Origin of the sequence: Pseudomonas sp. NPDC087598 (assembly GCF_044743525.1) — a bacterium.
Taxonomy (GTDB): Bacteria; Pseudomonadota; Gammaproteobacteria; order Pseudomonadales; family Pseudomonadaceae; genus Aquipseudomonas.
Genome location: NZ_JBIUWQ010000001.1, coordinates 100,751 through 113,438, shown reverse-complemented (window position 1 = coordinate 113,438; position 12,688 = coordinate 100,751). Strand labels below are relative to the sequence as shown.

At 55.4% G+C, this 12,688-nt stretch carries 8 protein-coding genes; 3 read left to right on the top strand and 5 right to left on the bottom strand.

Annotation, left to right across the window (positions count from 1 at the left end; all coding sequences use genetic code 11):
• Window positions 1–8: 8 nt before the first annotated feature.
• The 5 genes from ACIOWE_RS00525 to ACIOWE_RS00505 are packed head-to-tail and all read right to left on the bottom strand — an operon-like array spanning window position 9 to window position 6,553.
• A complete protein-coding gene (locus ACIOWE_RS00525; RefSeq protein WP_401385954.1) occupies window positions 9–386 on the bottom strand; it encodes a response regulator in 378 nt (125 codons plus the stop codon).
• Between the two features lie 44 nt (window positions 387–430).
• The gene (locus tag ACIOWE_RS00520; RefSeq protein WP_401385951.1) at window positions 431–1,645 is read right to left on the bottom strand and encodes an ATP-binding protein; all 1,215 of its coding nucleotides are present in this window, start codon (window positions 1,643–1,645) and stop codon (window positions 431–433) included.
• The gene (locus tag ACIOWE_RS00515; RefSeq protein ID WP_401385948.1) at window positions 1,639–2,232 is read right to left on the bottom strand and encodes a chemotaxis protein CheB; all 594 of its coding nucleotides are present in this window, start codon (window positions 2,230–2,232) and stop codon (window positions 1,639–1,641) included. Before ACIOWE_RS00515 ends, ACIOWE_RS00520 begins: the two co-directional genes overlap by 7 nt.
• A complete protein-coding gene (locus ACIOWE_RS00510; protein WP_401385945.1) occupies window positions 2,229–3,062 on the bottom strand; it encodes a CheR family methyltransferase in 834 nt (277 codons plus the stop codon). The genes ACIOWE_RS00515 and ACIOWE_RS00510 overlap by 4 nt, the downstream gene beginning before the upstream one ends.
• On the bottom strand, window positions 3,062–6,553 hold the full coding sequence (locus ACIOWE_RS00505) for a response regulator (RefSeq protein ID WP_401385942.1): 3,492 nt from the start codon (window positions 6,551–6,553) through the stop codon (window positions 3,062–3,064). The genes ACIOWE_RS00510 and ACIOWE_RS00505 overlap by 1 nt, the downstream gene beginning before the upstream one ends.
• 265 nt (window positions 6,554–6,818) lie before the next feature.
• On the opposite strand from ACIOWE_RS00505, the gene ACIOWE_RS00500 reads away from it, so the two are divergent.
• The 3 genes from ACIOWE_RS00500 (at window position 6,819) to ACIOWE_RS00490 (ending at window position 12,558) form a co-directional block, all read left to right on the top strand.
• Window positions 6,819–7,178, top strand: a complete 360-nt coding sequence (locus tag ACIOWE_RS00500) for a response regulator (RefSeq protein ID WP_401386463.1) — start codon at window positions 6,819–6,821, stop codon at window positions 7,176–7,178.
• Window positions 7,179–7,353: 175 nt separating this feature from the next.
• Entirely contained in the window at window positions 7,354–11,169 is a 3,816-nt protein-coding gene (locus ACIOWE_RS00495; protein ID WP_401385939.1) for a hypothetical protein, read from the top strand.
• A 96-nt stretch (window positions 11,170–11,265) separates the two neighbouring features.
• Window positions 11,266–12,558: a glycosyltransferase gene (locus ACIOWE_RS00490; RefSeq protein WP_401386460.1), complete on the top strand. Its 1,293-nt coding sequence runs from the start codon at window positions 11,266–11,268 to the stop codon at window positions 12,556–12,558.
• The last annotated feature ends 130 nt before the right edge of the window (window positions 12,559–12,688 follow it).

Below are 12,688 nucleotides of genomic sequence, written 5' to 3'. Positions count from 1 at the left end.
GCCTTGGATCAGGCCAGCAACTCCTGAATCTTTTCCTGCAACACGTCCAGGTCGAACGGCTTTTCCAGAATCGGCGCCCTACGCGTGATCGGGCTGCCGGTTTCGCGGATTTCCTGCGGGTAACCGCTGATGAAAATCACCTTGAGATCGGGCCGCAGCTTTACCGCGGGCTCGGCGATCTGTACGCCGGAGATGCCGCCAGGCAAGCGATAGTCAGTGATCAACATGTCCAGATGAGGTTTGCTCGCGAGGATTTCGAACGCCTGCTCGCCGTTTTCGGCCTGCAGCACGCGATAGCCCTGCCCTGACAGGTAATCCGTCAGGATCATCAAGATAACCGGTTCGTCCTCGACGACGAGTACTACATCTTGTGCATCTACGCTCATGGGAAGCCTTTGTTCGGTCAATAGCTGCTGATACGACCGTGTGGTCACTCAGAGGTTGCGTCGGGTTTGCCGTTTTCCTCGATCGGCAGACAAACGCGAAACAGGGCGCCCTCGTTGATTTGACTCTCGACGACGATGGAACCGCCATGGGCGGCGACGATCTGCTCGGAAATGAACAGACCCAACCCGAGTCCGGCGACTACCGTCTTGGCGGAAACCCGTTCGAATTGTTGAAAAATGCGCTTCTGGTTCTCTTCACTGATGCCGATGCCGTGATCCTGAACCTCGACCCGCGCCTGATTACCCTGGCGGTAGACACGTACCTGCACCGGGCTTCTGCCGCCGTACCGCAAGGCGTTGGTCAACAGATTGGAAATCACTTGCTCGATGCGGAATTCATCCCAGCAACCTTCCACCGGACTCTCGGCTTCGAAGGAAACGGTGGTTTCCGCCGCTTCAATCTGCTGCGCGAAGTTCTGTAACAGATTGCTCACCAACTGCGCCAGATCGAAACGGTTCGGCCGGATCGACAATTTGCCGGTGCGAATCCGCGAGATATCGAGCATGTCTTCGATCAGGCGGATCAGGCTTTTGATCTGTCGTTCGTCGCGATCAACCATGGCGTGCATCTTGTCCAGGGTGAAAGCGGCAGCGTTGTCCCGCGCCAGGTGCATCTTGCGCAATTGGGTTTCGAGTATCAGGCCATTGAGCGGCGTGCGCACTTCGTGGGCGACGATTGACATGAAGTCATCGCGCATACGCACCGCCTGCTCGAGTTCCGACTGCGTGCTTTGCAATTGTTGCAGCAGCGCTTCCTGTTCGCGGCGGGCCTGCTCCAGCGCTTCGACCTGTTGCTTCATGGCCTTGCTCTGGCGATAGAGATCGACGAAGACATTGACCTTGCTCTTCACCGCGTGGATATCCAGCGGTTTGTGTAGAAAGTCCACCGCCCCGCTCTCGTAGCCCTTGAACGCATAGTTCAGTTCACGGCCGGCAGCGCTGACGAAAATGATCGGGATGTTCTTGGTTTTTTCGGTGCCGCGCATCAACTCCGCCAGTTCGAAGCCGTTCATGCCGGGCATCTGCACGTCGAGAATGGCCATGGCGAATTCGTGTTGCAGCAGCAGCGACAGTGCTTCGTCCGCCGACAGCGCCTTGTAGACGGTGCGGTCTTCGCGTTTGATCAGCGCTTCGAGAGCCAGCAGGTTCTCGGGCAGATCGTCGACGATCAGCAGTTTTGCCTGGATATTACTTAGCATGCGATTCGTTCCAGCTCGACTAGCAGACGGCCGATGCCGTGAATGGGTAAGACATGATCCGGCTGCTGAACGTTCAGCGCAGCCTGAGGCATGGTGGCGACCTGGGCGTCAGCCGGGTCCTGCACGATGGTCAGCCCGCCATGACGTTTGACCTTGGCCAGTCCGCGCGCGCCATCGTGATTGGCGCCGGTCAGCAGCACAGCCGCCAGCTTCGGCCCATAGACGTCGGCGGCGGATTCAAACAGGTAGTCAATCGACGGCCGGGAATGATGGACGCGCTCTTCAAGACTCAAGGACAGACTGCGATCCTGCTCCACCGACAGGTGATAACCGGGCGTGGCGAAATACACCGTGCCCACTTCGATGTCCTGCTTGTCCGTGGCCTCTTCCACCGGCATCGCCAAGCGCCGGGCAAACACCTCGGCCAACTGGCTGCGACGCTCTTCCGGCAGGTGCAGGACGATGATGATCGGCAACACAAAGCCCTTTCGCAGCGGCCCGAGCAACGTCAGCAAAGCCTCAACGCCACCTGCCGAAGCGCCGACCACAATAGCCTCGATTCGAGGCAAATCTGCCGTGTCGTTCATAATTTGCGGTAGATCCGTTCCTGCTTCACCAGCGGTTCGAACTGGTTGGCAAAACTGGAAAAATCCAGCGTCTCTTTGCTGCCAAGCACCAGAAAACCACGGTGACACAGCGATTCGTGAAACAGCCCGAACGCCCGGTCCTGCAGCTTCTTGTTAAAGTAGATCAACACGTTGCGGCAGGAAATCAATTGGGTTTCGGAGAACACACTGTCGGTCGCCAGACTGTGGTCGGCGAACGTCACGTTCTCGCACAGGCTTTTGTCGAAAATCGCGTAGCCATACGCAGCAGTGTAGTAGTCGGCGAATGAACGCTGACCACCGGCCTGCTGATAGTTAGCGGTGTAGGCCCGGACGTTCTCCATCGAGAAAATCCCCTGCTTGGCCTTGTCCAGCGAGCGCGGGTTGATGTCGGTGGCATAAATGATCGTGCGATCGAGCAAGCCCTCTTCGCGCAGCAGAATCGCCATCGAATAGACCTCCTCACCCGTGCTGCACCCGGCAATCCAGATCTTGATCGACGGATAGGTTCTGAGCAGCGGCACCACTTCCTTGCGAATGGCAAGGAAGTGCGACGGATCACGAAACATCTCACTGACCGGGATCGTCAGCAATTGCAGCAACTGCATGAACGCGGTCGGATCATGCAGGACTTTTTCCTGCAAGGCCGAAATGGTCGCGCACTCGAACTGGTTCAACGCGTGCAGCACCCGACGCTTGATCGAAGCACCGGAGTAATCGCGGAAATCGTAGCTGTACTTGAGGTAGATCGCCTCAATCAACAGCCGCAATTCGATTTCGCTGTTGCGTTCCACGGAATCACTGCACTCCACTAAATACGTTCCATCTTCGGTAACCACACGCGAATCAGCGAGAACAGACGATCCAGATCGATGGGCTTGGCCAGGTAATCGTTGGCGCCCGCTTGCAGGCAGCGCTCCTGATCATCCTTCATGGCCTTGGCCGTTACCGCAATGATCGGCAGTTTGCGCCAACGCGGATCCTTGCGGATTTCAATGGTGGCTTCGAAACCATCCATTTCCGGCATCATCACGTCCATCAGCACCAGGTCGATGTCCTCGACTTCATTCAATTTATCAATCGCTTCACGACCGTTACGGCCGATCACCACGACTGCGCCTTTGGTCTCCAGCGCGCTGGTCAGGGCGAAGATGTTGCGTACATCGTCGTCCACCAGCAGCACTTTGCGCCCCTCGAAGACCTTGTCGCGACTGCGCGCAGTCTTGAGCATCTTCTGCCGCTCATGGGACAACTGCGATTCGACTTTGTGCAAAAAGAGTGTCACCTCATCGAGCAGGCGTTCCGGCGAGCGCGCACCCTTGATGATGATCGAGCGCGAGTACTTGCGCAGATCGGCCTCTTCATCGCGGGTCAGGTTACGACCGGTGTAAACGATGACCGGCGGGAACGAGCAGATGTCTTCGGTAGACATGCGCTTGAGCAATTCGTTGCCGAGCATGTCCGGCAGCTTCAAGTCGATGACCATGCAATCGAAAATCGTTGTGCGCAGCAGATCCAGCGCGTCTTGCGCGAGGCCCACGGCGGTGATTTCGATGTCTTCGTCGCCGATCAGCAGCGCGATGCTTTCGCGCTGCAAATCGTCATCTTCCACCAACAACACACGTTTGACCTTCTGCGTCAGCTTCGCTTCGAGGCGGGCGAACACGTCCTTGAGCTCTTCACGGGTGGTCGGCTTGACCGCATAGCCGATGGCGCCCATGTGCATCGCTGCTTCAACCCGATCCTCGACCGAAATCACATGCACCGGGATGTGCCGGGTTTCGGCGTGTTCTTTCAGGCGTTGCAGCACGGTCAGGCCGGAGTGGTCCGGCAGACGCATGTCGAGCAAGATCGCGTCCGGCACAAACTCGCGAGCCAGGTCATATCCCTCGTCCGCGCCATGCGCGACCAGGCACTGATAACCGAGTTCGTGGGCCAGATCGTAGAGGATGTGCGCAAAGTTCGGCTCGTCTTCCACCACCAGAATGCAGCGGGTGGCAAATGGCGCCTTGTCACGGTCATCGGCAAAACGCGGGATGTGTACCGGCGCCAGCGGCGAAACCACCACAGCAGGTGCCGCGACAGCCGTTTGTGCGGGCGGAGTAAAGGTCAGCGGCGTCGACGAGACTTCGCTGGATTCGCTGTACTGCTGCGGCAATACCAGCGTGAACACACTGCCCTGCCCCGGTGCGCTGCTGACGCTGATCGAACCGCCCAGCAACGTCGCCAGATCCCGCGAAATCGACAAGCCCAGACCGGTGCCGCCGTACTTGCGGTTAGTGGTGCCATCGGCCTGACGGAAGGCTTCGAAAATACTTTCCTGCTGATCCGCTGCGATGCCGATCCCCGAATCGCGCACGATGAAAGCAATGCGCTCGTTCGGCTGGCCGCTGATGGTCAGGCTGACCGCGCCTTGTTCGGTGAATTTCACGGCGTTGGAGAGCAGGTTCTTGATCACCTGTTCCAGACGCTGACGGTCGGTAAACAGCGTCACCGGTGCATCCGGCAGCAGATCGACACTGAACGTCAGGCGCTTGTCGGCCGCCAACGGTTCGAACACGCTGCGCAGACCATCGGCCAGACGCGCGACGCTGGTGTTTTCCGGGATCACTTCAAGCTTGCCGGCCTCGACTTTGGAAATGTCGAGGATGTCATTGATCAGGTTAAGCAGATCATTGCCGGCGGAGTAGATCGATTCGGCGAACTTGACCTGCTCGGCGCTGAGATTGTCTTGCGGGTTTTCTGCCAGCAGCTTGGCCAGAATCAACGAACTGTTCAGCGGCGTGCGCAGTTCGTGGGACATGTTGGCGAGGAATTCGGATTTGTACTTGCTCGAACGCTGCAGCTCTTCGGCGCGCTCTTCGAGTTGCACCTGGGCCTGATTCAGCTCGGTGTTCTTCAGGTCCATGGCATCGCGCTGCTCGGCCAGAGTCTGCGCCTGCTCAGCCAATTGTTCGTTGGTCTGCTCCAGTTCGACTTGCTGGGTTTCCAGATGCGCCTGGGATTCCTTGAGAATCCGCGATTGCTCTTCGAGCTCTTCGTTGGCGGTTTTCAGCTCTTCCTGCTGCACCTGCAACTCTTCGTTGAGTTGCTGGGTTTCGGCCAGCACTTCCTGCAAGCGCTGACGGTAGCGCGCGGCTTCGATGGACGTGCCGATATTGCCGGCAATCAGTTCCAGCAACTCGACATCACGGTCGCTGAGCGGACGCAAGAAGCCCAGTTCGATCACGCCGTTGATCTGGTCGTCATCGCTGGTCGGCACCACCATCACACTGTGCGGCAAGCCTTCACCCAGCCCGGAGCTGACTTTAAAGTAATCGGACGGCACCGAATCCAGACGAATCAGCTTTGCCTGCTGCGCCACCTGACCAACGATGCCTTCACCGCTGTAGATCAATTGTTCATGTTGTTCCTGTTCGCGGGAGAAACCATACGTGGCCACGCGCTTGAGGCCACCGTGCTCTTCACGGACATACAGCGCCGCCACGGCAGTGCCGAGGTACTGCGCGCAGAATTGCAGAATATTGCGCCCCAGCAGATTCAGCGTGAGTTGCCCCAACACCTGCTCGGCCAGTTGGGTCTGGCCGTTGCGCAGCCACGCCTGACGTTCCAGACGTTCGGCACTGGCCTGCTGTGCCGCCAATGTGGCGCCGTAGCTTTCAGACAGGTTGACCAGATCGCGGCGACCGATATAAGCCAGCAACGCACTGATGGCGGCCACGAACAACAGATAAAGAGTGATGCTCCAGATCGTGGTGCGGCGCACATCTTCGTTGCGCGTGGTGCGCAACTGCTGCTCCATATCGATCACGTCTTCGAACTGCTTGCGGATCTCGTCAGTCAGGCGCTTGCCGCGCCCAGCCTTCACCGCGCCACGGTAGTCGCCACTGCTGCGCTGCAGGTCGATCATCGATTGCGCATAGGTCGCCCACTCGACCTGCAACGCCTGCAGACGACGCAGACGATCCGTCTGCACCGGGTTGTCGGCAGTCAGTTCGAGCAAGGTATTGAGTGCCACGTTGATTCGTGGCTTGGCCGTTTCATACGGATCGAGGAAATGCTCGTCGCCGCTGAGCAGAAACCCGCGCATGCCTGTTTCCAGGTCCACCGTGAGTTTCACGGCTTCGTTGGCGTTATTGATCACCCGGTCGGTGTGCTCGACCCACTGGATGACCGACAGCAGATAGGTGATCAGCGACACGAAGAACACGGCACTGAGCACGCCCACGCCCAGCGGCAGGCTGACGTTGCGACTCAGGAGTTTACGAAACCGTTGCTCATCAACCGAAGACGGAGAGGACATGGGGGCAGCCTTGTCGAACTGTTGAAAACCCGAGAGTTTGCCCCAAAACCGCGGTATGGATCCATTTTTCTGACGACTTTGGCAGCAAATTCCTACATTTGCCTGCGTCTTTGCCCACGCCAACAGTTATCCTTGCTCGTTCATTTACAGCTAATCTTTTTTTGTGTCGAACCGGGAACTTGTGGCTATGCGCCACTTACTCATGCAAGAGCCCGGCATTTCTGATCGACCGGCGCGCCCGACCCCCACCCTTGAGAGCCTTATTATGTCCGCCACCGCTTCCATCATCCTTGTCGTAGAAGACGATGCCATCGTGCGCATGCTGATCGTCGATGTGCTCGAGGAACTGGAGTTCAAAGTACTGGAAGCGGATGGCAGTGAGCAGGCGCTGGAGATTCTCAGCGATACGGCTCAGCATATCGATCTGATGATGACTGATGTCGGCTTGCCGGGGATGGACGGCCGTGAACTGGCCACTGAAGCACGCAAGCTGCGCCCCGCTCTGCCGATCCTGTTTGCCAGCGGTTACGCTGAAAGTATTGATGTTCCGAATGACATGCATGTAATCGGCAAGCCTTTTTCGATAGACCAATTGCGTGACAAAGTTAAAAGCATCATTCAGTAAGTAATTCAACCTCCCCCTTCAATCAAATTTGAAGGGGCACTCCGCCGCATGCTCCCCACAAAGATAACAACTCGCAAGCAGTTGAAAAACACACTTACATAACGCTTATTGATTAACAAACCCCAACAAAAGAGGATCACTCAAACATAGACGCCATACATAAAATGGATTTTTCATGAACGTAAAAAAATTGCACTACACAGCTCAACGCTTCTTATCCAGACCCATCTCCTACTCCGACTTCCAAAGCGATCACGCGCAAAGTGATATTCGTGAGCGAGGAGAAGTCATTTATAAACTCAAACAGCGCCTGGCGCTCCTTGCTCCAGCGCAAATACTTACGCTGGACGGCGCTACTCTTTCCCTGGAGTCGGGATCCTTACTTGAGGATGCTCTGCTCCCTGGCAGGCAGCTACTGCGACGCATGTCCGAACACGCCTCCTTCAAAAGACTGATCGCCACGTTGAGACTTTCCGAAGACGCAATCTTTGAAGTGACGGCCCAAGGCGAAATAAACGCGAAACACTTCAACAATATCGTCGGTTTTGCAAGCGCCTTCAAACTTGCACCTGATCTCAAAGAAGATCTGCAAATATTGATTGAAATGGCCGAATTGACCGGCGGCAAGATTTCCACCACAGACCAGATAGATTTAGTGCAATGGCTGGCTTTCCACAGCTATTTGATTCCGCACGATGCCGCCGAGGGTTCCCGGCTAGTGGAATTCATGGAGGCCAAAACGCCCGCGAGCCCGGAGTTGGGCAACTATTGGGAAATGATCCAGGCTGTAGAAGGCAATACAGCAACACTTTCTGCAACTCAACGGAGTGAGTTCCGCAAACTCATCTCCAGTTATCTGAAAAAACAATCGCTCCTGGAGCATTTGTCCGAGAACATTTTTGGCGGGCACGGGCCCTTCACACGCTCCGAAGCCGAGGAGGTTATCGAGAAGCTTGTTTCGAGCACCGTCGCCGCTCGCTGGGCGGACGCCTATGTACGCGATCTGGGCTGGTATGGCGCGCAAGCCAGCCAACCTCAGTCAGAAACGTCGCGCAAGCAGATTATTCTGACGTCTCTGCTGCTTGATCTGCATCCGCAAGTCGGTGAGCAAGTGCCGCGAAACCATGTTGCCGGTTTCGATTTTTATGCTGTCGAGCATCTGGAAAAATCCTTCCCCGAGATTCAAACCGACTTCGAAAACCACCTGATCAAGCATCACAGGGTGAACAAAAAGAATGTGGCACTGGCCGCTCATTTATTGCTGGCTGAGCCTGCGCCGGAGTTTCTGGTCAAAGATCTGCCTGCCACCCTCCTACTGGGCACGCCGCAATGCGTAGAGTTTTGCCGAATCGTGGCGGTGCAGGAGATCATATCGCCCGGTTCCACTCGATCGATGACTTATGCGCAACTGATGCAACTTTCGACTCTGGAGCCGATGACCGAGTCGCGCAGGATACTCGATGCTTTGGCCGCCGTAGACCCTTTGATTGATTGGGGCCTGCTCAACAACATTGTCTCGCCTGAGGACGTCAGGAAATCAATCCCTGACTCACTGAAGATCGCCACGGACGCCTATGCCCGACATGCGAAGACACTTGCCGAAAACGCTGAAACATTAACGCGCCCCCTGCCCACGCGCAGAAGCGTCGCACTGGACATCCTTGAGCAGGTCGCCAGGGGATGCACTTACCTTGAAGACGATGTCCTTCATCAATCGCGCAATCGGCCGCTGGAGGACGCTTACACTTCACTTCGCCTTTCGCCTGTCGAACTGCACATGTCCAACGATCTGGCGACCGGCGACTGGGATCTGAAAAAAGGGGAAAGTATTTATAAAGCGTTTCCCAACCTGTTGCGCAATCTGGTTTCTCCCGACGGAGAGTTCCATCGTCAGTTCAATCGGGCCTATGTCGTGCATGCGCAAGCCATGCACAGGCATTTGAAGCAGGCATTTTCCATGCTGCCGCTGCCTGAGCGGAATCGACTGCTCAAAGGCAAGGTAACCCTATTCACCGTCAGACCTTCGGTAGCGAAACTCCAATCGATTACGGGCATCACCGCCAATCCCGTCGCAATGGCCTTTGACTCGGTACTGAAGGTGACCGGGCGTAAACCGACAGAAAGTCATAAGGAAATAGATGAGGTCAAGGGGCGTTATGGGGTCGTGATCTATTGCGAGTTCGATGGCCAGGTTTCGTGTCATGAATTGTTCACCTTGCATGGCACCTGTCGAGAAAACACTGAGTTGGGAGCACTGATTCAAAGAGAAAAATTGTTGAACCCAACCGCTCGACGCCCTGGAATCAACTATTCGGCGCCCGCGAAAGTGCAACAGTTGCCCATGAATATCGAGTGTTATACCCATGGGGTTACGCCGGGACTCACCGGTGTCAGTTCGGGTGTAATTGACAAACTCGCAGAGCTGTCGGCTTCGCCATCGCCGGGACGGATCAACGGTTATTATCAGAGTTTCTACTCGTCAGAATTCGATCGTCTGGCGAACTTTGTACTCAAGCATAGACCTGTCGCGACCTACGACGAGTTGGTCAAAGAATGCTGGGGACAAACCAGGCTTGAAGCAATCAGGGAAAAACGGGATAAGGATCTGGATACCCTCCTCAATGTTGTCGTGCCTTTCAAATCCTGTATCGAAGATCTCAATTCAGATGACCTGGATCGACAAATGCAAGGGGCAGCAGCGTGCACTCTGGAAGTTGCAATGACCATCCTGTTAGTGGTCGGAGCCATCGCCAAGATTGCCAGCGTGACCGCCAAGACCATAAGTATTGCCACGAAGGCCGGCGAAATAGCTTTGATAGGGGGCGGTTTGGTCAGCAGCGTCATCAATCCGCTGGATGGAGTAACCGATTTACTTGTAAAGGGCGGAAAATTTTTACGTAAAGGCTGGCACAGCAGTGTGACTGCCGTCGAAGGCGCCCTTTACGATGCGCGAAAATGGTCGGGAAAAACGCCCTACCCGGCACTCTCCACGGCAGTCGATCCGGATATTATCCGTCTGGGTACACGACAATATGCACAAAACGCCACGGATGTTTTCCAGGTGTGGGGCATACGCCACACTGATGAATGGTACGCGTTGAACCGTTTGGGTGAGCCTTGGGGTCCCCCCTTGAGGAACCTTAAACTGTTGCCGGAATCATTATTCAAATTCTTCAGAAAACCGAATCCCATCCCCTACACTCGAGACTATGTGGGAAAAGCCTTACCCATTGCCAAGGACAGACTGGATGTTGCAATCAGACTTCTGGAGCGTCCAGGCGCCGACACTCGACTTGTTATCAAATACTTGTTCGGAACAAGTTCAGACGAAGCCGTTGAATACTTTCTGCAGTCGTTACGCAAAATGCGTGAAGAGTTTGATGCCATTTCGGTTGCCAACATGTCTTTCCGGCGGCGTGGCCCGGATGCTTTGGCATCGATTGACACAGAACACTATCAACTATGGTTGGCGGCGGAAAAGAACGGGGATCCGGTGAGCAACGCAGTGAAAAAATTTATAAAGATTTACCCCGAGCATCTCGATCACTTCTACAAAAAAGAAAAATTTGCGGACGCGAAAATCGCAGACATTTTGATTCACGAAATGTCGCACGGCACTAACGACACCCTCGATTTGTACTACGCGCGAAGAGCAAAAAACAACATGACTGATGTCGCCAGCCTGGTGGATCTCGCCAGAAAACCGGACATGGCCAAACCTGACTTTCGCACTCTTCATAGAGCAAATGATATTCACGAAACGGCTCATCTGAGTCTTTTTGATCAAAATCGCAATAGTCTGCCGAAGATCGTCCAGGACAACCCCGCTTTTCATAATGCGCAAAGCAATGAAGTCGCGGTTACATTGCTGAATCAGAGCCAAACCGACCCTGCGAAATTTTTATCGAACATGACAGTTATACAAAAAACGGTAGAAAAACATAACACGACTGATTCGATCTCCAAGCTGAAAATCAGTCTCTCGATATAAGGTTTCTGTCGTAGGCTGAGCCCCGCTTCAACGGCCGCTGTGGTTTAATTGCGGCCGTTTTTTGTTCCCCTCGCCCGCTGCAAAGGATTTCCGTTCATGTCTCAACCCGCCGCCACCAAAGTCCTGGTCATCGGATACGTCTGGCCGGAGCCCCACTCCTCGGCAGCCAGCGGGCATGTCATGCAGATCCTCGAAACTTTCTTGCAGCAGGGCTGGGACATCACCTTCAGTAGCCCCGCCGGCCCGGGCGAGCACAAGGCGGACTTGACTGCGCTGGGCATTCGCGAAGTACCCATTGAACTCAATAACAGCAGTTTCGACGTCTTTATCAGCGAACTCGCCCCGGATATCGTGCTGTTCGATCAGTTCATGATGGAGGAGCAGTTCGGCTGGCGGGTCGAGAAGCACTGTCCCGACGCCCTCCGCGTTCTGGAAACCTCTGACCTGCAAAGCCTGCGACATGCTCGGCATCAGCGGCTCAAGGACCGGTTGAACGCCGACAGCGATCAAGACGATTTCAGCAACTTGTTTGCTCCGGCACTGGGCGAAGAGTTTGAACTGATGGCCGACACCGACCTGGCCAAACGGGAAATCGCCGCGCTGTATCGCTGTGACTTGAACCTGATGATTTCCGAGGTGGAAATCGATCTGCTCGTCGGGCAATTCGGTTTGCCGCGCCAGTTGCTGCATTGGTGCCCGCTGATGATTGCCCCTCCCACCAATGCCCCAAAACCCTTCGCGGAGCGGGCGCATTTCCTCAGCATCGGCAACTTCCGCCATGCGCCAAACTGGGACGCAGTCCTGTGGATGAAGTCCACGGTCTGGCCGTTGATTCGCCAGCAACTTCCTCAGGCACAGCTGCATATTTATGGCGCCTACACGCCGCCCAAAGCCACGGCGCTACACAACGCAGCGCAGGGTTTTCATGTGATGAACTGGGCAGAAGATGCGTTGCAGGTCATGTCCGATGCGCGCATTTGCCTGGCACCGTTGCGATTCGGTGCTGGCATCAAAGGCAAGCTTGTAGACGCCATGCTATGCGGTACGCCGAGTGTCACCACACCAATTGGCGCTGAAGGCATGCATGGCGATCTGGCTTGGCCTGGGGCTATCACGCGCACGGCGACGGAGTTCGCCGACCATGCCGTTCAGCTTTATAAGGATGAGGGGCGTTGGCAAGCGGCACAAAAAGCGGGTGACACTTTGCTCGGCGAGCGTTACCAACAAGTCGTCCACGGTCCGGAACTTATTGAAAAACTGCGCCATTGCCAAGAGCATTTAAAAGCACTTCGAAACAGCAACTTTACTGGCAGCATGCTGCGTCACCACATGCACAAAAGCACTCAATACATGGCGCAGTGGATTGAAGCTAAAAACCAGAAAACATAAGCAACCAAAACTTCACCATTACATCCAGAATCAAAACGCGGCTTGGCAAACAACATAATAAAGATTTAAAACGTCCTGCAGGTAACGCACTAACACTTCCACTGTGCGCCTTTTAACTAATGCAGGATGC

Excerpts from the sequence above, each read along its gene's own strand:
- ACIOWE_RS00500 (WP_401386463.1), top strand. The coding sequence starts at position 6,819 with ATGTCCGCCACCGCTTCCATCATCCTTGTCGTAGAAGACGATGCCATC.
- ACIOWE_RS00520 (WP_401385951.1), bottom strand. The coding sequence starts at position 1,645 with ATGCTAAGTAATATCCAGGCAAAACTGCTGATCGTCGACGATCTGCCC.
- ACIOWE_RS00505 (WP_401385942.1), bottom strand. The coding sequence starts at position 6,553 with ATGTCCTCTCCGTCTTCGGTTGATGAGCAACGGTTTCGTAAACTCCTG.
- ACIOWE_RS00490 (WP_401386460.1), top strand. The coding sequence starts at position 11,266 with ATGTCTCAACCCGCCGCCACCAAAGTCCTGGTCATCGGATACGTCTGG.
- ACIOWE_RS00525 (WP_401385954.1), bottom strand. The coding sequence starts at position 386 with ATGAGCGTAGATGCACAAGATGTAGTACTCGTCGTCGAGGACGAACCG.
- ACIOWE_RS00495 (WP_401385939.1), top strand. The coding sequence starts at position 7,354 with ATGAACGTAAAAAAATTGCACTACACAGCTCAACGCTTCTTATCCAGA.
- ACIOWE_RS00515 (WP_401385948.1), bottom strand. The coding sequence starts at position 2,232 with ATGAACGACACGGCAGATTTGCCTCGAATCGAGGCTATTGTGGTCGGC.